Origin of the sequence: Virgibacillus natechei (genome assembly GCF_026013645.1) — a bacterium.
Classification (GTDB): Bacteria; Bacillota; Bacilli; order Bacillales; family Amphibacillaceae; genus Virgibacillus_L; species Virgibacillus_L natechei.
In genome coordinates this window covers 1,586,821-1,607,811 of the sequence record NZ_CP110224.1, presented here as the reverse complement: position 1 = coordinate 1,607,811, position 20,991 = coordinate 1,586,821, and the positions used below count along the sequence as shown (strand labels likewise).

Here is a 20,991-nt window from a genome sequence, read left to right as displayed (position 1 = left end):
ATGTTAATTCTCTACACTTTCTGGTGTTACTTCAGAAGCCTCTAATTGCATTAAATATTCTGCAATATCATTTGCATCTTCATCAGAAAGTTCAGGATAATTACCTGTCATTTCATTTCCTGGTTTAATGGACTCAGGATCTATAAGCCATTCAACTAAATTTTCTTTTGTTGGCTCCAGAATACCAGCAACGGTCGTACGATCACCATAACCAGTTAAATTTGGCCCGACTTGAGATGGGGAAGATCCAATAGCATGACAGCCCATACAGTTATTTTCTTCAAATGCAGCCTTACCATCTTGTGCTACAGCATCTTGTGGTTCTTCTTCAGGATCTACATTTTGCATGTCTTCAACCCACTGTTCAAATTCTTCAGGGCTTACAGCAATAACTTTAAAGTCCATTAATGAATGGGAAGGTCCACATAGTTCAGCACATTTGCCATAATAGACTCCTTCTTCCTCCGTTTCCAGAAACATGGTATTTACGTTTTCTGGGTTAGTATCCATTTTCCCTGCAAGTGCCGGTACCCAGAATGAATGAATAACATCAGAAGAAATTAAGTCTAAATGTACCCTTTCACCTGTTGGAATGTACATATCTTGACTTGTTTGTATCTCTTGACCCTCATAGTTAAAATGCCACCAGTATTGGTTAGCAGTAACTTCAATTTCTAAACCATCTTCTCTGTCAGATTCGTCTGCTAAATCAAATGTTGCTGTTACGGTTGGTACAGCAAGTATGATTACTAAGATGATTGGAATAATTGTCCAAACAGTTTCCAGTGTACTGTTACCTTCCACCTGTTTTGGTATGTAATCCTCTTGACCTTTCTTCACACGGAACCGTGATAATACAATTATATAGATAAGCATTACAATTATAAACACAAATAACATAATTATAGTTGAAAGGATAATTAAATCCATTGAAGACTCAGCACCATACCCCTTTGGAATTAATGCTGATAAATTTTCCTCACCACAACCAGCTAAAATTAGTGCCAACGAACTTAACAAGAATATAGCTTTAGATTTTCCCATCCAAACTTTCATCTGTTCATACCTCTCTTTCTCCTTGTTAATCTATTATAGCTTTTTACTAACCAAACATAGGTAATGTTACAACAACCATCATTAGAAAAAGTATTGTTAAGTAATTTATTGAATAAACAAAAATCGTATTTGCCCATTTCAGATCGTTCTTTGCAAAAAAACCTCTAATACCTATAATTAGCCAACCAACGTTAAGTAATGTAGCAATTACAAGAAACGTTGTCCCCAGAGGTGCTAAAAAGAACGGTAACGGTAGTAAGCATGCAATGTATACAATGATTTGTCTCTTTGTAAATCCAAATCCATGCACAGCAGGAAGCATCGGAATTCCTGCGGCCTTATACTCTTTCGTTTTTTTCATCGCTAACGCAAGAAAATGTGGTGTTTGCCAAATAAACATAATTAAAAACAACACCAAAGGAACTAAATGGAAATTAGGATCGACTGCAGCCCAGCCTATTAGTGGTGGTACAGCACCAGAAAAACTGCCAACAACAGTATTAAGTGTGTATCTTCTCTTCGACCATATTGTATATAATACGACATACACAAACCAGCCAAAAAAACCGATAAGAGCAGCTTCCACTGTCGTTAAGAGCAACAGTATTAAACCTAATGCAGTAGTTCCAATTCCTAACCATAGAACTGTAGGAAGAGAAAACCTCCCTGTTACCGTAGGACGATTCTTCGTTCTTGACATGGCAGGATCAATATCCACGTCATACCAATTGTTGAGCATACAGCCTCCTGCGATAACTAATGCGCTACCAGCCATTGTTAACAAAAATAAGCCCCAATGCGTCTGAAATGAAGCGTTAGTAAAGTGTAGCGCTAACCAAAAACCTGCAAACGCTGTGATTAAATTAGAGTTAACAATACCAATTTTCACCAATGATTTTAAATCAGAGAGTAATGTAGTTTTATGTTCTTTTGAGACAGCATCTTCGTTAATTAATTGTGAAGAAGGTGTCTCCACGTTGTTCATCTCATACCCCCCCTTCCATTTGTGCCAGTTAAGCATAATAATATCAGATATACATGGTTAGTTGAAAACATTACAACATTATGTATATTAAGCATAATTCCAATTGTATCATGGAATTCCTTTACAATCTAATTAATTACATAACATAGTCTCTTCATAAATGCTCTCAACAGATAAACATAGAGCATCTGAAAATGCTCCTACATTATTTCTAGCAAACAAAACATCATAATGCAAGGTTTTTCTTAGTTTTCACTATTAAAACAGTAATAAAACGTGATACTTTAACAATTCTGTGTCATTTGTCATTTTTTGAAGGTATTTTATTGCATTTTATGAAGGTATGATATTATTATTAATCTATTGTATATAAAATAACATCATAAACATCATAAAGTGAGGCTGTACTATGATTAAAATTTTAAAATGGTTATCAGTTGTTTCGACCATTGGGATGGCATTTATCTTAATGGGCGGAGCGCTTGTTACGAAAACAGATTCTCAAGATGGCTGTGGAGATAGTTGGCCGTTATGTGAAGGACAGTTTTTACCAACAGTCATTTCTCCTGAACTCGTAATTGAATTAAGTCACAGATTGGTAACAGGAATTGTCGGCTTTACTGTCTTAGCTTTAGCTATTCTCGCATGGAAATACATAGGTCATGTTCGGGAAGTGAAATTTCTAGCATTTATATCTGTATTCTTTTTGGTTTTACAGGCTTTAATCGGAGCCGCAGCAGTAATGTGGAGTCAATCAGATTTTGTTCTCGCTGCACATTTTGGTATTTCTCTAATTTCGTTTGCATCCGTATTTCTACTCATGCTTCTCGTATTTGAAATCGACAAGAAATTTGATACGAAATCTTTATTTATCCAAAAGAAGCATCGTCTCGAAATTTATGCCATTACGATATTTACAATGTTTGTCGTTTATACTGGCGCATTAGTACGACACACGGAAGCCAATTTAGTTTGTGGAGACTGGCCTTTCTGCTCTAATGCTGCACCACTAGCGTTTGCTGATTATAGCCTTGAACAATGGATACAAATGGGGCACCGTTTAGCTGCAGCTATTCTATTCATCTGGACAATCATCTTATTTGTAAAAATGATGAAAAATTATCGGCATCACAGGGTAATGTATTGGAGTTGGATTATTTCATTAGGGCTAATTTTTTCACAAGTATTTTTTGGAGCAATGATTATCTTTACCTTGTTAAATTTAGGCATTGCTTTATTACATGCATTCGTTATATCCTGTTTCTTTGCAATGCTCAGCTACTTTATTCTACTTGCAACAAGAAGTGCTAAAGATGAAAAAGAAAACCGAAATACCGAAAACGATACATCCTCTTTTAATAATTAACATAAAAACAGGTAGCAGATGGAATCTCAGCTACCTGTTTTTATTTGCTACTTTATTCAAACTCTACGAGCAAATCATCAACTTCTATAGGATCTCCGTTCTTTAAGTGAATATCTTTAATGACACCTGAGAAAGGAGCTTGTATGGTTGTTTCCATTTTCATGGCTTCTGTTATTAATAAATAGTCTCCTTTGGTTACCTTGTCTCCTTTGTTACGTATTACTTCTACAACCACACCAGGCATCGTAGCACCTATATGCTTATCATTGTCTTTCTCGGCTTTTGCTTTTGTTGCTACTTGTGATTCTATACTCATATCCTTAACGACTACTTCACGTGCTTGACCGTTCAGTTCAAAATAAACAACACGAGTTGCATCAGCCCTTGCCTCCGATATAGATACCAATTTCACAATTAATGTTTTCCCCTGTTCAATTTCAACTTTAATCTCCTCACCCAATTTCATTCCATAGAAAAAAGTCGGGGTATCTAGAACGGACATATCGCCATATGTCTCGTAAAATCTGTGGTGATCCATGAACACTTTTGGATACAATGCATGAGATATCAGATCAAAACTGGTGACTTGGCGATCAAGTGATTTGAATAAGGATTCTTTTGATTGCGTAAAGTCAATCGGATCAAGCAGTTCACCTGGTCTTACTTTAATTGCTTCTTTTCCTTTAAGAATGATTCGTTGCAACTCTTTTGGAAATCCTTGATACGGTTGTCCAATATAACCTTGAGCAAACTCTATGACAGAATCAGGAAAATCAATCGATTCCCCGCGTTCATAAACATCATTTTCTGTTAAATTATTTTGAACCATGAATAAAGTCATATCACCAATCACTTTGGAAGACGGCGTAACTTTAACAATGTCTCCGAACATATCATTAACTTGACGGAACATCAATTTCACTTCATTCCAACGATCTTCTAGGCCAACTGCTTTTGCTTGTTGTTTAAGATTACTATATTGACCACCAGGCATCTCATGTAAATATATTTCAGTATGCGGTGCTTTCATACCACTTTCAAAATCCTTATAATAATCTCTAATACCTTCCCAGTAATGGGATAGTTCTTCATAAGCATCCACATTTATTTTAGGCTGTCGCTCCACACCTTCAAGCGCATGAAATAGTGTTTGAGCACTAGGCTGAGATGTTAGACCTGCCATTGGACTAGCAGCCACATCGACTGCGTCTACACCTGCATCAATGGCACGTGCGTACATATGAATACCATTTCCACTTGTATCATGCGTGTGTAGATGAACCGGTAAGTCTATTGTTTCTTTTAACGTAGATATTAATTGATATGCTGCCTCAGGTTTTAAAAGCCCTGCCATATCTTTAATACCCAATATATGCGCACCAGATTGTTCGAGCTCTTTTGCCATGTTTATATAATAGGACAAATCGTATTTCGAACGACCAGTATCTAAAATATCACCTGTATAACACATGGAGGCTTCAGCAATTTTATTATTTTCTCGAACAGAATCAATGGTTAGCTTCATTCCTTCTATCCAATTTAAACTATCAAATATACGGAAGACATCTATTCCTGCGCTCGCACTCTTCTCCACAAATTCTTTAATTAAATTATCTGGATAATTTTTATACCCTACTGCATTACTTGAACGTAATAACATTTGCAGAAGCACATTCGGCATTTTCTCACGCAGTTTAATAAGCCTTTCCCATGGATCTTCTTTTAGGAAACGATACGCCACATCAAACGTCGCTCCTCCCCACATTTCAACAGAGAAAAGATTTGGTAATAAACGGGAAGTCGGTTCAGCTATTCTATCTAAGTCCTTCGTTCTCACTCTAGTGGCAAGTAGTGATTGATGTGCATCTCGAAAGGTTGTGTCTGTGAGCATCACTTCTTTTTGTTCCTTGAGCCATTTTGCTAAACCTTCAGGACCTCTTTCATTTAAAATTTGCTTCGAACCATCTGGTACTTCTGTTAAAATATCCGTTTCAGGTACCTTTAAAGTTGAAAAGTCAGGTTTTTCTTTTTTATCCATTCCTTCCATCCCATTTACCGTTGTATGACCTATGTATGCAAGCATTTTTGTTCCACGGTCTTTACGCTTTGGAAATACAAACAACTCTGGAGTTTCATCAATGAACGTTGTATTGTATTGTGCAGATAAAAATTTCTCATGCTGAATAACGTTTTCCAAAAATGGAATATTGGTTTTAATCCCTCGTATTCTGAATTCCTTCAAATTACGAACCATTTTTTGTGCTGCCTGATCAAATGTTAGTGCCCATGTCGACACCTTAACAAGCAAAGAGTCATAATGCGGCGAAATTTCTGCACCTTGAAATCCATCTCCAGCGTCTAAACGAACCCCAAATCCGCCGCCTGTTCGATAGGCCATTATTCTTCCGGTATCTGGCATGAAATTATTTATCGGATCTTCTGTTGTTACACGTGACTGAATGGCATAACCATTAACTGTAATTTCGTCCTGTTTTCCAATACCGATTGATTGATCATGGATATCTAGACCTTCAGCGACTTTAAGTTGTGTCTGTACAATATCCACTCCGGTAACCATCTCTGTTATTGTATGCTCCACCTGTACACGTGGGTTTACTTCAATAAAATAATAATCATCATCTGTTACTAAAAATTCAACGGTCCCCGCATTTAGGTAGTTAATATTTTTCATTAAATCAACAGCGGTATTACAAATTTCCAACCGAAGATCATCAGTTAATGATAGACTTGGTGCAACTTCTACCACTTTTTGATGCCTCCGTTGTACAGAGCAATCCCTTTCATAAAGGTGAACAATATTTCCATGTTCATCACCAATAATTTGTACTTCTATATGCTTCGGATTTTCAATTAACTTCTCAACGTAAATTTCATCATTTCCAAAAGCTGCTTTTGCTTCTGATTTTGCACGATCATAGGCTTCGGATAACCCCTGTTCAGTACGAATGATCCGCATTCCACGACCACCGCCGCCAAGGGAAGCCTTAATGATAATCGGATATCCATGTTCCCTACCAAAGGACTCTACCTCTGCTACAGAGGTAACTGGTCCGTCAGATCCTGGTATTACTGGCAATCCAGCATTAACCGCTTGTTCTCTAGCCTTCACTTTATCCCCAAACATGTTCAAGTGCTCACTAGTAGGACCAATAAAGGTGATACCTTCTTCTTCGCAGCGTTTAGCAAAATCAATATTTTCCGATAAAAATCCATAACCTGGATGAATAGCGTCGACATCTACACTTTTGGCAAGTTTAATAATACCTTCTATATCCAAATAAGCATCAATCGGTTTTTTTTCTTCACCAATCAAATAGGATTCATCTGCCTTATAGCGATGATAAGATCCTGAATCCTCTTGTGAATATATTGCTACGGTACGAATATTGAGCTCTGTACATGCCCGGAATACCCGAATAGCAATCTCCCCTCTATTAGCGACTAATACCTTATTTATTTTTCTAGCCATAATGTTCCTCCTCCAAAAGTAAATAACATCCCTTGTCAATTTCTCTTTAGGATGATGACCCACATAAAAGTAATTAATTGTGTAGGTCAATTATGAATCTATTATTCTTCTTTCGTTTAATATAGTTAATCAAGAAGAATTTTTTATAGTATAACATAGATTTCAATTATAAAATTAATTTTTCTCTCTATTCTTTACTATTTTAATCAATTTCAAATATGACATCAAAGAAAAACGTATTTAATGACTGTTTTAAACTACCAACTCCCTCAGATAGATTTAAAAACACAACACTTACAGAAAAAACTTAAAACAAAAAACCTTACCTTTTTCAAGGCAAAGTTTTACTGCGTTACATAACGCCAAAACGCATAAAATTATTACACAGATTTTTGCGTTGCTTCATGTAGTATATTAAGCTTCATCTCTAGGTTTTCGAGTAATGCTTTACCGTCCGCTTCACTAATTAAATCTAAACGCACAGCGAAGTCAACTTCTCTGGAGAACCCATACATTTGTGTATCAAGAACATCTTCATACACTGGACATTGTGGCATTGTCAAATTCTCAATTTGAACTTCTATTAGGCGCAAAATTTTGTCAGCATCAGCCTTAAGAAGGGCGTGGGCTTTCTCACGGTGATTTATAGTAGCCTCAAGCATCAAATTTATTCCCTCCACTAAAAAGACTTTCTTTAATCTTATATTACCGTTACCAATAAGAAAATGCAAACAAATTATGTTTAATTTACTCTCTTTAACGCTTTATAAATGAAATAATTTAATAGGTCTGATATTCTTAAGCAAGATATATTATAAAAGGTGAGTGAGAAAATGATCGTACCAATAACTGGAAATGTTACATATTCAATCACATTAGATCCAACAGTTTGGATTTTTGATGATAGAAAAATATTATTTGAGGAAGCATTTACAGAAAAAGTGAGTCAGAAGGAACCAGAAGATGAGTTGAAAAAAGCCGCCGAAAGATGGGGGAAGGAATATTATCATCACCAACACATTGATCCACCAGTTAATAAAAGCATTTCGCGATTTGAAGGAGAAAAAATATTAAAAAACTCCTATGTTATGCCTATTAAGAATTTCCTTGATAATGCAGAGATACATTCGGACTCCAAAGAGGCGACAATCGTAACGAAGGATGGAGATGTTACGATTTCAATTCATGATCTTCAAAACAGTTATTTCTTATTTTCATTGAATGGAAAGCCTCTAAAAGAAGATGGACCCGTACATTTGTACTATACAAATGGTTCCAACAAGGAAGATCCAATAAAAAATGTTAGTAAAGTTATTATTAATTAATCATAGGAAAAACACGGCTGCTGCCTCGTCTTTTCCAGAGGTTAAAAGTCAGGGGGCGGATTGGTATACTTCTATTTGCTTAAAACCTAAAAAGAAGGTGTTTTCTAGCTTGTTGCCAAGAAAACACCTCCTTTTTTCTACCTATTGTTTTCGCTCGCTTTTTCTTCTTTTACTTCATTATAATATTGGACTCCAAATTGTGACCCTTCGGAAACCATTTTAGCATTTTCTAATTGGTCAGGATCCTCAGGTACTGATTGATCTGGAATACCAGCAAACTCCAATGTAGAAACATTTTTTTCTTTATTATTTCTTATCCTATTTGTTACTGGTCTAACCTTTTCTTTTAATTTTTCTCGATTTTCTTTATCTTTTAAAAAGAAACCTGCTATAGTCGTTCCTATTGCGCCAGCTGATAATATATAACGCTTTTTCATCTAATCGCCCTTTCTTCCTTTATCGTTTATGTTACTATTCCCCAAAAAATTATTATAAAACATCCATCCTTTCTTCTTTAAAGGAAGTGAAGCTTATGTTATAGTTTTTATAAGCACTTATTAGTTTTGAGGTGAAAACATGCAGGTAAAATGTGCTATATGTGATCATGTAGAAGAATTAGAAGATTACTCCTTGGAGGCAAAAAAATTAAGAAACCGCAGAATTCATATGTATACATGCAGTCCTTGCTACGAACGGATTGAGTATAAAACAAACCAACGGCATGCAACAGGTAATTTTCAACTATATAGAAAAAAGAAACAGAAGAATGATTTGATATCATAAAAGCGCCATGACAAGTCATGGCGCTTTTTTAATTGCTGTTCGCTCTTTCTCTATACAATCTAAATCGATAAATCCCCATCACGAGAGCAACCACAATTAAGCTTTCTGTAATTGGGTATTGTAGGATACTGAATATCGAGATTATATATACACCTATAGCAAGCATGATGTATACAAATATGGATTTCAAAGGTGATATTTTTCTTGCAAATCCTAATTTATATGAGATTGCTGCAAATATATAATTAAGTACAAAAAAAATAAAGTAAAGGTTCTCTGGGCTGAAATCATATATAATATCAAAAATCAAACTAAAATTGCCTTCCATTTACTTGTCTCCCCCACTACTGCTTAAGATTCAAAACTCATTTACTATCATACTAAAACTTTTTGTTACATGCTAGCTATAGCTTTATAAAATGATTATTATGTTCTCCATAGAAATTCTTAGAAATTTTGTATGGAACATGAAGTGAATTTCAGATATACTAATCAAAGATTAGAAATAGAGGTGTTCTGATGAAAAATATTAATTTCCCCATGCTTTTACTAGCTTTGTTAGTAATATCCTTATTTGCAAGTGTAGGAGTTGCAATTGCATTTCGCAGTGTACTTTTTATTATACTTTTTATGCTATTGGGATTCCTCGTTATGGGATATGGTATTACATTGAAGCGAAAAAGGAAATGACTCATCAGAGTCACTTCCTTTTTTTGATCAAATAATTGTCTATAATATTTCTTTGAATAGCAGCATTACAAGTTAGGATAGAATTCTTTTTAAGCATATTTATTTGTTCTCCATCTATATTACTCGTTATGCCGCCTACTTCATTTACAATTACAATACCTGCCGCCACATCCCAAGCGGAGAGACTCATTGATAAATAACCATCCATAATACCTTCTGCTACATATGCAAGCTCAAGTGCAGCTGAACCATACGTTCTGGCCCCTCGAATTTTCTTCACAAATTTTTGCATCGAATGTTCATCTACCAAACGATTTTCACATAACCAAAAGTGATTAAGACCAAATATAACTTCTTCAAATTTAAGGTTCTGATTTAGAGGTGCTAATTTCGCATTATTTTTATATGCTCCTTCATTTTTTTTTGCGTGATATAACACATCTGCCATGACATCATAAATGAGCCCAATTTCACCAATTCCATCCTGATATATACCGATAGATATGGCAAAATGCTTTTTCTGATGCACAAAATTCATCGTTCCGTCTATTGGATCAATTATCCAAACAGTGCCATCTAATGTTGTTAAATCCTCCCCGTATCCTTCTTCACTTAATAGATGATGATCAGGGTAAACGGATTTAATATTCGTAGCGAAAAAAAACTCCGTATCTTTATCCAACGTTGTGACAAGATCATTCGCATTTGATTTTACATCAATTTCATAAGGTTCATTTATTTTAGTACGTATCGTTTCCCCAGCTTCTAATACCCATTTTTTTGCCTGTTTAAAAATTTCCTCGCGAATTTCAGTATTCATATCGTTTCCTCCATCATTCGTCTATATATTACCTATCGTATCAGATTGGCTGGGGATAGTCATGAAACACGAAGTATTTTTTAAAAAACATGGCATTCGGTAAAAAGATTCTTATAAAAGCATCCTTTCTTTTCTTAAGCAGATAGAAAATTTCATATCACTCTACCTGTTAATTCAAGATCTCCAATATGTATCTGATTCCTATACACTATTGAAGATCTTTATGATTCTTCTATTCATTTTCTATCCTCTTTAATTGTAATCTCAATTGTTCCAAGCGTTCTTTTGCTTTTATAATTTGAACTTTATCATTTGCTTTTAGGGCATCATGTAATGTTACAAGTTCGTAATCAATTTCCATGCGTATAACAGGTAGCTTTTCCGCTTCTTCCTTCCTCCTTATTACCTCCATTACATACTTCAAATTATTCACACCCTTTCAGGTCCTTTTAATATGTTTATGATTTATTTGCAATTTGGTTCAGCATTTTTTCTGAAAAATTAACGATTTATTTGTAACATTCCCCATACACCCTTGTTCTTAAACATTGATCTGTTTTTCCTTGACTTAAGCTACCCTATACTTAATAATAATTATTATCATTTATATTTATTAATGTTAGGAAAGGATGAGTACTGTGACATTTGAAGGTTTTACCAAAAATGATTTTGCTGCTTTTTCAATAGACGGTCTAGATGCACGAATGGAAGCAATTCAAACACGTATCCAGCCAAAGTTTAAGGAAATAGGAAGTTATTTAGTTGATTATTTATCTGCTGAGTTAGGTAACGAAGTTTATTTACATATCGCAAAACATGCCAGACGGACCGTTAATCCTCCAAATGATACATGGCTTGCTATTGCCGATAATAAAAGAGGTTACAAAAAACACCCACACTTTCAAGTTGGTCTATTTGATGACCACCTTTTTATATGGTTAGCTTTCATTTACGAATTAGATCATAAACGACAAATAGCAGAAGCCTTTGTGGACAGCTTCGAGGAAATTAAACAGCTTCCTAATAATTATGTCGTTTCAATGGATCATATGAAGAAAGATGCAATAAAGATTGAAAACTTAGATATCAAACATGTTGAGCGTTTTCGTGATGTAAAAAAAGCGGAGTTTCTTATCGGGCAGCAATTACCTGTTGATGATCTGCGTGTGGTCGACGGGGACAAATTTCTAGAAATGGCTAAAGATACCTATAAGAAATTATTACCTTTTTATCAAAAAGCAATGAAGGAAAAATAGAAAAGTCAAAACGAAAGGCAACCTCCCTTATTGGGGGTTGCCTTTCATTGTTACGTTAAATTCACTTGATTCCTTCGCTTTTTTTACAACATGGTAACTTGAATAGCCTGATGCTGTTTCAAACTCATTAAACAGTGTTTTTTCTTCGCTTTTAGAAGGTACAAATTCCTTAAATCTATTATAGGTGGACAATAGTTCTTCACGTTTCACATGCTGTTCATATGCTTGTTCAACTAAACTGAAAAAGTGAACTGCGTCAATGATTTCTTCCTTTGTCCAGGTTTCATCAAATGGATACTGATAATTCATCTAATCACCTCATATCTGGGACCAATTTTTCCTCACTATTTCTGCTTCCTCGATAATGGATTCCATTAATTGACTAACAGTTGGGATGTCCTTAATTCTTGCTGCTCCTTGACCAGCCCAACCAAACCCTTTTGATTCATCACCGTCATAAATGTAATGTTTATTTGCCTCACCACTTATGTAATCTTTCAATGAGTCATAGCCTTGCTCGCGTTTTTCTATATTCAAAATTTGTTCTGTCCATGGATTTTCAAGTGCTCTCGCTGGCATTCCAATGGAACGTTTAATAACCACTGTAGCATTTTCATCCGCATCAAGTATTGCTTGTTTATAGCTGACATGTGCGTCAACACATTCTTTCGTGGTAATAAATCTTGTACCCATTTCAATCCCTTCAGCACCGAGTGCGAATGCCGCCATCATGCCCCTTCCATCTACAATACCACCAGAAGCAATTACTGGAATGGAGACATGATCTACTACTTGAGGTGTTAAAACGAGTGTCCCAGTGTCACTACGCCCCAAATGTCCCCCACCTTCTTGTCCCACTACCATAACCGCATCGGCCCCTAATTCTTCGGCTTTCTCTGCTTGTCTCCGTGCAGCAACCAGAACAAGTTTCTTAATTTCATGTCCTTCCACCATATCTAGAACACCTTTAGGGTTTCCGCCTGTAACCGATATAACTGGAACTTTTTCTTCTATGGCTATCTCTACCATATGTTCAAAAGGCCGGCCATGTTGACCAATTGCAAAATTAACCCCAAATGGTTTCCTAGTCATCGTCTTAAGTCGCCGTATTTCGCCTCGTAATTCCTCAGCGCTTGAAAGGCTCATTGCAGTAATTTGTCCAAGGCCACCTGCATTTGATACAGCAGCAGCTAAATCTGCATAAGCTAGGTAAGCGAGACCACCCTGGATGATCGGATAATCTATGTCTAACAACGTTGTCACCTTTGTCCTCATCATTACTTTATTCCTCCCCTATTTCCATCCATTTATTAACTATTTTAATCCTATCATATTGAATTGCTTTATGGGTTAAACATTAAAAAAAGAAAGAAAATAACTGACCCCCACAGTTACTTTCTTTCTTTTCGATCTAGTTTTTATTGCAACTAGGACATGTTCCATACAACGTAGTTACTTTTTCTTCCGCATAAGTCTCTATAACCTTTTGACAATCCTGGCAAATAATCGTTCCCATTCATCTCAACCCCTTTTGAAAGAATTCACTTCAATGTGTTATCTTTGTTATATTATAGTATAACACATTGAATGTTGCAACTACTTTTAGTTATACTTTTTAAATTTATGTTATATCTTGGGCAGATGCTTATGAAACTCGCACTTACGACGCACAAATGGTTTCGGTGGGGCGAGCATTCACGCGCAGCCCCAGGACGTGACGGTCTTAGCCAGTGAGCAGTAGGAAAGTTTAGGGTTTTTTAACTGCCAAAAAAGGCTAATCATCACTAGTGATGATTAGCCTTTTGGGGATTCATTTACTCTGGCTTTTGAATCAAATCTGGATCTATAATCTCATAACCTTCATCACGTAATCCATCGACAATATCCTCTAGAGCTTCTGCTGTCCATTCTCGATCATGCATTAATAAATTAGAGCCATTACTTAAGAGCTCTGTCTGGACCATTATCTCTGCAAGTGCGTTGCTATCCATGTAATCCTGCTCCCAATCATAACCGTATGACCAGTTCATCACAGTCATTCCCTCATCTTCCGCAATCTGAGTTGAGTATTCCGTATTTGCGCCATGCGGGGCGCGGAAGAATTCTGGACGTTTTCCTATAATCTCTTCTACACGATCACTTAAATCGACAATCTCCTCTTTTTGTACCTCTTCCGTTTCTTCGGGTAATGTAACATGGCTATAGGTATGGTTTCCAATCGCAAACCCCATGTCATCAATTTCTCTAAGCATCTCTTCCTTTTCGGGTGTATCCAAAAAATGACCGTTTACAAAAAAGATCGCATTTGCTTCCAGCTGGTCTAGCGTTTTAGCCATTTCCAGCCCATATTCATCTGGTGCGTCATCTATCGTCAGCAGCACTACTTCTTCATTTGATGCATCGTCAATTGGTACGACCGACCAGTTCTCTGAAACTTCATATTCAGGCTCCTCTGTTTCAGCTGCAGCCTCTTCACTTTCGACAACTTCCTCTGTTTCTTCCACATCCTCTTCCGTGTTATTTTCCTGATTGTCGTTCTCTACCTGCTCTTCGCTATTTTTCTGTTCGTTCGGGCTGGCTGAATCTGCTTCACCACCAGCAGGTTCATCGTTTCCGCTGCATGCTGACAAAACAAATAATAGTGCAATGGTAATATAAAATAGGCTTCTTTTCATTGTATGTATTTCCCCTTCTTGTAAGTATATTACTTCTTCATTATAATAGATAAGTATAGAAAATCCTACCCAGAATCCACCAACTTAAGGGTTTAGTTCTATTTTTATAGGGTATCTCAAACATAATGGTTATAATTTCTCATATGGTACAAACTAAACATAACTTGTACCCGAAAATTGTTGTAACATCAAAAATAACCACACCGGTGAAGGCAGAATGTTTTACCAGAAACCATGGTTAATGGCATAAGAAAAAAGTGTTAAATTTGCATTACGAAAGGAGGTGCAAATACGCGGCTGCTCCAAAACAACCATTCGAGGAGATGCCTTTATAAATGTAGCAAACACATTTCGCTATTGTTATGTCGAGAAAATTGACATGTTGTCTACTTATGTTATACTACAATAGTTTTGATTACAAAACTCGGCATTCGCTAAAGGAATTCTAAGAAAACGTTCTTTGCTTTCTTAAATCTTATGCTTTGTAGTGCGAGCCTTTAATGGCGAGTGCTATAGGTAAACTTACAACGCACAAATAGTTTCGGTGGGACAAGCATTTACGCACAGTCCCAAGATGTGCTAGTGAGTACTGGCATTGTCATAAATCTTTTCCTGGGTCGAGTATTTATGCGCCGTCCTAGGACGTGACAGTTTTAGACAGTGAGAAGTAGGAAAGTTTTATACTTCCTACTCTGCCAAAAAAATTGTAGGGAGGTCTTATTATTAAATCCAAAAAAGTTACATCCGTTTTTTGGGTATCTATTGCGTTAATATCCGTATTTATTATTTGGGGGGCTTTCTTCCCATCAAATGTTGACTATGTATTAGGGTTAATTGACGGTTTTATTTCGGAGACATTTGGCTGGTTTTATTTGTTAGTTACTACAGGATTTGTTTTGCTTGCACTGTTTTTGATTTTCGGGCCATATGGAAAAATCAAGCTTGGAAAGCCTGATGATAAACCGGAGTATAGTTATTTTACCTGGTTTGCGTTTCTGTTCACCGCTGGCATGGGAGTCGGCCTCGTATTTTACGGAGTCACGGAACCTTTAACACATTATTATTCACCTCCTTCTGCTGAACCTGGCAGCGTGTCTGCTGCAGAAGAGTCCATGCAGTATACGTTATTTCATTGGGGATTCCATCCATGGGCTACATATGCGGTGCTCGCATTGACACTGGCTTATTTTAAATTTCGTCACCGGGCTCCTGCTTTGATCAGTTCCGCTTTTGCACCACTGATCGGCGAACGATCTAAGGGTCGTTTGGGTGTTGCTATTGATACACTGGCCGTTTTTGCTACTGTATTTGGTATTGCAACATCTCTTGGACTTGGTGCAACACAGATTACAGCTGGTTTAAGCTATACCTTTGACGGAATTCCAAATACATTGATTACCAATCTAATCGTCATTTTAGTTGTCACTGTATTATTTATGCTATCTGCTTCTACAGGTATTAACCGGGGGATCCGCTACCTGAGCTGGTTAAATATTATTCTTGCTATTGGATTGATGGCCTTTGTATTCATTCTCGGTTCTTCTGTACAGATGGTCGAGTCATTTACAACGACACTTGGTAACTATATTCAAAACCTTCCAAGTATGACATTAGGCATGAATGCATTTACTGGTGAGAGAGAGTTCCTTAATGCATGGACACTCTTTTACTGGGCCTGGTGGATCGGCTGGTCTCCATTTGTCGGAACCTTTATTGCCCGGGTATCCAGAGGAAGGACGATTCGTGAATTTGTCATCGGGGTAACTGCTATACCGGTAATATTCAGTGCCTTCTGGTTCTCCGTTTTCGGTATTGCCGGATTGGAAATGGATGCAGCTCAAGGCGGCATGATCCACCAATTAATGAACGAAGCGGGCAATGAAGTAGCGTTATTTGCATTTCTTGAGTCACAGCCTATGGCAGCCGTTGTTATGGGTGTCGCAGTGCTCTTGATTGCATCCTTCTTCGTCACTTCTGCCGATTCCGGTACATTTGTACTTGGCATGCTGACAACAGGAGGTAAGTTAAATCCAGGCACGGGCGTTAAACTTATCTGGGGGGTCATCCTTGCAGGAACTGCTGCGGTTCTATTGTGGTCCGGCGGGCTGCAGGCACTTGAAATGGCCATGCTGATTGCAGCATTCCCGTTCGCGATATTAATGATCTTTATGTGCATTTCGCTCATCAAAGCACTGAATAGCGAACATGGCATCTTGGAAATGGAACACAAGCAGCGTGAACATGATCCGAACTTCCAGGAAAATCAGAAAAAAGAACTTAGAAGAATGCGCGAAGGATTTAAGAAAACACTTCCTGATGCTGACAAGGAAGAAATAGAAGAAAATGAAAGAGAATCATAATACAAAAAGCTGTCCAGAAAGGGTATCCCTACTCTGGACAGCTTTTTGTTAGATGAGCTGAAAAAATTCCATAACAAAGCTTCATTTTTGCAGAAGATACAGGACATCCTAGAATGATGAATATAGTTGCTAGCCGTTTAAGCTTGTCATGAAATAACAGGTCGTTATCAATTTGCTTCAGCGTATCATTGTCCATCCTCTGAATCCTCTGGCGCTTTTTGAAATAAAGCCTCCGGAATCATTTCAAATCCTTCAATCACCGTATTTTCTTCCACCTCCATCATTAAGAAACGTTTCCCATTGAAATGGACTTGACGGACATGTCTTAAGTCTTGTGGACTTATGGAGATATTCGCTATTTTCGTCTCTATTTTAATAGACTTCGAATTATATTTCGGTACAATGTTGGTTGCTTTAAACTCATACTTTTCATCATCAATCACCGTTTTAAAAGCGGACTCAACCTTTTCCGTATTGACATCTTCTATTCCACTGCTTGTTAAAACGTTTTCTACATCTTTGTAGTCTAATTTCGGTATATCCTCCTCTTCATTCTCTTCACCGACCCGATTAATCTCCTCGTATACATTCGAAAGTGTGGATGTATTGATATTTTGATCACCAGCTACATTTTTTACAATTTCCTCAAAAACCAATTTATCCTGTGCAGCCGTCATGATTTCTTCCGCATTTAAAACTTCTTCGACAAAATGATAATTTAGTTCATTTTTCTTTCCTGTCGAATAAAGAACATGATTCGCGTCCTGAGCATTATCCGTGATAGAAGGAAATAGAAACCCTGATATGGGTGCTTTTAAATTGATAATTGGATCTACAACAATATTATATTTAAACTCCTTTTCAACATAATCAAATAGTAATTCTTTTTTCGGATCCTGCGTTTTATTCATACTGCATAAAATAAAGGGATGGGAATAAACAGTATCACGCTCACTTTCTTCCGCCTCGTCACTCCTATTTTTCATCGGTCTCATATATTCTCCCCGAATAAAGGTTACAACAATATCCATTTCGTATTGTTTATCCTTAATCATTTTTTCTACGAGCTGAAGCATATCTCCCTTCCATTCTTCTGTATCATTACTTAAAAGGCCTTGATGGAGAATAAGCTGACTGCTGTTATCTACATCACGCTGAAACTTTAATTCAAATAATTTTTCATCCAGTTGACCGGATAGCACCTTCTTAAAATTATCCATAAACAACTCTTGCTGTTCAGTCTCCAGCATTTCAAATGGCGAACTCTGGTGATGGTAAATATCACTCGATTCCTTCATGATGTACACATTAAAAATTTCATGTATTTTCAATAAATCATTATCCACTTTAAATTGTTTACGGATATTTGCTATGTCATTTTTGTCCAAAGTTGTTTCACTCCTAAGTTAGGTTATCTGTGTGTATTTGCGAATACTCACATTCTATTATTTTAACATAGATACCAGTTGCATCAATCTACTCCCCCCCTTAAAACTTCTCGCAATCTTTTTATCTCCTTATAAACTCCATTCCAATTAAAAAAACGACCTTTATAATCACACCTAACCCATTTTTTTAAAAAATACCATGTATTCCTTCCCCTTTTCATGTATATTTAGAGTAGTATAAAAAAACACCGAACCGGAACAGGAACAGCTTGATTATATGGAAATGGGGGGAAATAATGAGAAAAATTATTTTATCGACGGAGAGTGGAGCAGATTTACCAGAGGTATTAGCTTTAGAACATAATGTGCAAGTTGTCCCAATGCACATCATCATGGATGGTGAGGATTATTTGGATGGTTCCCTGCCCGTACAGGAAATTTATGACTATTATGATCGGACAAAAAATATACCCTCTACAACGTCTACAAATTCTCATGAATATCATAATTTTTTCACAAAGATAAATGCAGACTTTCCTGATTGCATCATTGTTCATATTGGCTATACGTCTAAGGCCTCTTCCTCCTTTCAAAATGCAGTGATTGCATTTGAAGAATTTGACAACATTTTTCTCATTGACGCTTTGAATGTTACAGGTGGATTAACCGCTATTGTAATGTATGCTGTTACCCTGCTAAAACAGGAGCCCTCGATAGAACCTGAACAATTAGTAGATAAAATTAAAGCTATTATTCCTAAATCAAAGCTCGCTTTCGTACCTGGCAGCCTGGAATTTTTAAGAGCTGGTGGACGTGTAAGTAATGTGGCTTATCTCGGTGGGGCCTTGTTAAAATTAAAACCGCGAATTGAATTAATTGACGGAAATCTTGTTTCTAATAAAAAATACCGTGGAAAAATGAGGAAAGTTTCAGAAAAACTTATGCGAGACTATTTAAATCAATACGACATTGATCGGGAGCAACTCTATTTAATCTACTCTATCGGTCTAGATGAAGGAATTAGGAAGCGAATGGGTGAAATCGCAATCGAACATGGTTTCATAAATATAAAGTGGATGCTAGCAGGTGCTATGATTTCTACTCATTCTGGACCTGGTGGTTTCGGGATTGCAGGGTTAGAAGTTTAAGCTAAAAAGCGTACCAAAAAAGACGTTGAGGAATTACACAAGTCCAAAAGAGTGTATAAAAGTCTTACCACTCGGGTAGGTAGAAGGTAATCCGACGGTAACTCCACTTTGCTCTTGAGTGACCAAAGACTCTCTTTCGAAACATACACCGACAAGGAAACACTTCTATAATTTGCACACTTAAAAACTTAAAAAACTCCCTGATGGTAGACACCACCAGAGAGTTTTTTTATACAATCTATTACATACTGTGAATTGGAGTTCCTAAAGCTACTTCTGCTGCTTCCATTGTAATTTCTCCTAAGGTAGGATGGGCATGAACTGTTAAAGCAATATCTTCAGCAGTCATTCCAGCCTCAATTGCAAGCCCAATTTCTGCTATCATATCACTTGCATTTGGTCCAGCTATTTGAGCACCAATAACTAGTCCATCCTCTTTACGTGTGATTAGCTTCATGAAACCGTCGCTATCATTTAGTGATAATGCACGTCCATTGGCTGCGAATGGGAATTTAGACGCTTTCGCATCATATCCAGCTTCTTTAGCTTCTTTTTCAGTGTAACCAACTGATGCTAATTCAGGATCTGTGAAGGCAACTGAAGGCATGCCGATGTAATCAATTTCGGATTTTTCACCACTGATTACTTCTGCTGCAATTTTTCCTTCATATGATGCTTTATGCGCCAGTGGCAGTCCTTCTACAATATCGCCAATAGCATAAATATTATCAATGTTTGTGCGAGATTGCTTATCAATTTTAATTAAACCTTTATCGTCCGTCTCAATACCTACTTGCTCTAAGCCAATTTCTTCTGTATTTGGTTTTCTGCCGACTGTAACAAGAACGTAATCAGCATCTACCGTTTCTTCTTTACCGTCTACCTCATAGCTAACAGTTACGCCATCTTTTGTTTCTTCAACGCCTTTAGCCATTGCGTTTGTAATGACTTTCGCGCCTTTTTTCTTCAAGCGCTTTTGAACAACTTGTTTCATTTGTTTTTCAAAACCGCCAAGTATTTCATTCGTACCTTCTAAAATCGTAACTTCTGTACCAAAGTTTGCATAAGCAGAACCTAGTTCAGTTCCAACATATCCACCACCGATTACAACCATTTTCTTTGGAATTTCTTTTAGATTGAGTGCACCAGTAGAATCCAGTACACGATCAGAGAATTTGAAACTTGGAATTTCAATTGGTGATGAGCCTGTTGCGATAATACAATTATTAAATTTGTATGTTTGAGAGTCTTTCTCATCCATAACTTTTGCAGTGTTTTTATCAACAAAGTATACTTCACCATTTAAAATGTCTACTTTATTCCCTTTTAAAAGACTTTCAACACCAGAAGTAAGTTTATTAACTACTTTTCCTTTCCATTCTTGAACTTTAGAAAAGTCTACAGAAACATTCTCTGTTGAAATACCTAATTCTTCGTTACCGTGAGCCTGTTCTGCTAAATGGCCTGCCTGTATTAATGCTTTAGATGGAATGCACCCAACATTTAAACAAACTCCCCCAAGTGCACCTTTATCAACAATTGTAACCTTCTGACCTAATTGTGCTGCACGAATTGCTGCTACATAACCGCCTGGGCCTGCACCAACTACCAACGTGTCTAACTCAATTGGAAAGTCTCCTACTACCATA

The 20,991-nt window shown here is 36.8% G+C and carries 21 protein-coding genes; 7 read left to right on the top strand and 14 right to left on the bottom strand.

The window, feature by feature from the left end; all coding sequences use genetic code 11:
- Nucleotides 1–3: 3 nt before the first annotated feature.
- Nucleotides 4–1,056: a cytochrome c oxidase subunit II gene (coxB, locus tag OLD84_RS08415; RefSeq protein WP_209461455.1), complete on the bottom strand. Its 1,053-nt coding sequence runs from the start codon at nucleotides 1,054–1,056 to the stop codon at nucleotides 4–6.
- Nucleotides 1,057–1,102: 46 nt separating this feature from the next.
- Nucleotides 1,103–2,041, bottom strand: coding sequence for a heme o synthase (gene cyoE, locus OLD84_RS08410; protein ID WP_209461456.1), 939 nt, complete (start codon nucleotides 2,039–2,041; stop codon nucleotides 1,103–1,105).
- Nucleotides 2,042–2,450: 409 nt separating this feature from the next.
- On the opposite strand from cyoE, the gene OLD84_RS08405 reads away from it, so the two are divergent.
- Nucleotides 2,451–3,407, top strand: a complete 957-nt coding sequence (locus tag OLD84_RS08405) for a COX15/CtaA family protein (RefSeq protein WP_209461457.1) — start codon at nucleotides 2,451–2,453, stop codon at nucleotides 3,405–3,407.
- A gap of 52 nt (nucleotides 3,408–3,459) precedes the next feature.
- Here the strand turns inward: OLD84_RS08405 and pyc are convergent, their stop codons facing one another.
- A complete protein-coding gene (gene pyc / locus OLD84_RS08400) occupies nucleotides 3,460–6,897 on the bottom strand; it encodes a pyruvate carboxylase (RefSeq protein WP_209461458.1) in 3,438 nt (1,145 codons plus the stop codon).
- Between the two features lie 380 nt (nucleotides 6,898–7,277).
- Nucleotides 7,278–7,559: an Fpa/YlaN family protein gene (locus tag OLD84_RS08395; protein WP_209461549.1), complete on the bottom strand. Its 282-nt coding sequence runs from the start codon at nucleotides 7,557–7,559 to the stop codon at nucleotides 7,278–7,280.
- Nucleotides 7,560–7,730: 171 nt separating this feature from the next.
- On the opposite strand from OLD84_RS08395, the gene OLD84_RS08390 reads away from it, so the two are divergent.
- The gene (locus tag OLD84_RS08390; protein ID WP_209461459.1) at nucleotides 7,731–8,222 is read left to right on the top strand and encodes a hypothetical protein; all 492 of its coding nucleotides are present in this window, start codon (nucleotides 7,731–7,733) and stop codon (nucleotides 8,220–8,222) included.
- Between the two features lie 137 nt (nucleotides 8,223–8,359).
- On the opposite strand, the gene OLD84_RS08385 is transcribed toward OLD84_RS08390, so the two are convergent.
- Nucleotides 8,360–8,659 carry a hypothetical protein gene (locus OLD84_RS08385; protein ID WP_209461460.1) on the bottom strand — a complete coding sequence of 100 codons (300 nt, stop codon included), beginning with the start codon at nucleotides 8,657–8,659 and terminating at the stop codon, nucleotides 8,360–8,362.
- A 139-nt stretch (nucleotides 8,660–8,798) separates the two neighbouring features.
- Here OLD84_RS08385 and OLD84_RS08380 point away from each other — a divergent pair, with 139 nt between their 5' ends.
- Entirely contained in the window at nucleotides 8,799–9,005 is a 207-nt protein-coding gene (locus tag OLD84_RS08380) for a YlaI family protein (protein ID WP_209461461.1), read from the top strand.
- A 28-nt stretch (nucleotides 9,006–9,033) separates the two neighbouring features.
- Here OLD84_RS08380 and OLD84_RS08375 read toward each other — a convergent pair whose 3' ends face one another.
- Entirely contained in the window at nucleotides 9,034–9,333 is a 300-nt protein-coding gene (locus tag OLD84_RS08375; RefSeq protein WP_209461462.1) for a YlaH-like family protein, read from the bottom strand.
- Nucleotides 9,334–9,524: 191 nt separating this feature from the next.
- On the opposite strand from OLD84_RS08375, the gene OLD84_RS08370 reads away from it, so the two are divergent.
- On the top strand, nucleotides 9,525–9,695 hold the full coding sequence (locus OLD84_RS08370; RefSeq protein ID WP_209461463.1) for a DUF5325 family protein: 171 nt from the start codon (nucleotides 9,525–9,527) through the stop codon (nucleotides 9,693–9,695).
- A 10-nt stretch (nucleotides 9,696–9,705) separates the two neighbouring features.
- On the opposite strand, the gene OLD84_RS08365 is transcribed toward OLD84_RS08370, so the two are convergent.
- Complete coding sequence (locus OLD84_RS08365) at nucleotides 9,706–10,515, bottom strand: inositol monophosphatase family protein (protein ID WP_209461464.1); 810 nt, start codon at nucleotides 10,513–10,515, stop codon at nucleotides 9,706–9,708.
- Nucleotides 10,516–10,747: 232 nt separating this feature from the next.
- On the bottom strand, nucleotides 10,748–10,939 hold the full coding sequence (locus OLD84_RS08360) for a hypothetical protein (protein ID WP_209461465.1): 192 nt from the start codon (nucleotides 10,937–10,939) through the stop codon (nucleotides 10,748–10,750).
- A gap of 214 nt (nucleotides 10,940–11,153) precedes the next feature.
- Between OLD84_RS08360 and OLD84_RS08355 the strand changes: the two genes are divergently transcribed.
- Nucleotides 11,154–11,771 carry a YktB family protein gene (locus OLD84_RS08355; protein WP_209461466.1) on the top strand — a complete coding sequence of 206 codons (618 nt, stop codon included), beginning with the start codon at nucleotides 11,154–11,156 and terminating at the stop codon, nucleotides 11,769–11,771.
- A 27-nt stretch (nucleotides 11,772–11,798) separates the two neighbouring features.
- Here OLD84_RS08355 and OLD84_RS08350 read toward each other — a convergent pair whose 3' ends face one another.
- The 4 genes from OLD84_RS08350 to OLD84_RS08335 all read right to left on the bottom strand — a co-directional run bounded on the left by OLD84_RS08350 (nucleotide 11,799) and on the right by OLD84_RS08335 (nucleotide 14,446).
- The gene (locus tag OLD84_RS08350) at nucleotides 11,799–12,080 is read right to left on the bottom strand and encodes a UPF0223 family protein (protein ID WP_209461467.1); all 282 of its coding nucleotides are present in this window, start codon (nucleotides 12,078–12,080) and stop codon (nucleotides 11,799–11,801) included.
- Between the two features lie 9 nt (nucleotides 12,081–12,089).
- Entirely contained in the window at nucleotides 12,090–13,049 is a 960-nt protein-coding gene (locus OLD84_RS08345) for an NAD(P)H-dependent flavin oxidoreductase (protein ID WP_209461468.1), read from the bottom strand.
- Between the two features lie 133 nt (nucleotides 13,050–13,182).
- Nucleotides 13,183–13,287, bottom strand: coding sequence for a GapA-binding peptide SR1P (locus tag OLD84_RS08340; RefSeq protein ID WP_209461469.1), 105 nt, complete (start codon nucleotides 13,285–13,287; stop codon nucleotides 13,183–13,185).
- Nucleotides 13,288–13,585: 298 nt separating this feature from the next.
- The gene (locus OLD84_RS08335) at nucleotides 13,586–14,446 is read right to left on the bottom strand and encodes a polysaccharide deacetylase family protein (RefSeq protein ID WP_209461470.1); all 861 of its coding nucleotides are present in this window, start codon (nucleotides 14,444–14,446) and stop codon (nucleotides 13,586–13,588) included.
- Nucleotides 14,447–15,165: 719 nt separating this feature from the next.
- On the opposite strand from OLD84_RS08335, the gene OLD84_RS08330 reads away from it, so the two are divergent.
- Nucleotides 15,166–16,806, top strand: coding sequence for a BCCT family transporter (locus tag OLD84_RS08330; RefSeq protein ID WP_264917491.1), 1,641 nt, complete (start codon nucleotides 15,166–15,168; stop codon nucleotides 16,804–16,806).
- 185 nt (nucleotides 16,807–16,991) lie between these two features.
- Here the strand turns inward: OLD84_RS08330 and OLD84_RS08325 are convergent, their stop codons facing one another.
- A complete protein-coding gene (locus OLD84_RS08325) occupies nucleotides 16,992–18,194 on the bottom strand; it encodes a DUF4317 domain-containing protein (protein ID WP_209461471.1) in 1,203 nt (400 codons plus the stop codon).
- Between the two features lie 296 nt (nucleotides 18,195–18,490).
- Between OLD84_RS08325 and OLD84_RS08320 the strand changes: the two genes are divergently transcribed.
- Nucleotides 18,491–19,342, top strand: a complete 852-nt coding sequence (locus OLD84_RS08320; protein WP_209461472.1) for a DegV family protein — start codon at nucleotides 18,491–18,493, stop codon at nucleotides 19,340–19,342.
- Nucleotides 19,343–19,583: 241 nt separating this feature from the next.
- On the opposite strand, the gene lpdA is transcribed toward OLD84_RS08320, so the two are convergent.
- A complete protein-coding gene (gene lpdA / locus OLD84_RS08315; RefSeq protein WP_209461473.1) occupies nucleotides 19,584–20,990 on the bottom strand; it encodes a dihydrolipoyl dehydrogenase in 1,407 nt (468 codons plus the stop codon).
- Nucleotide 20,991: the final 1 nt, after the last annotated feature.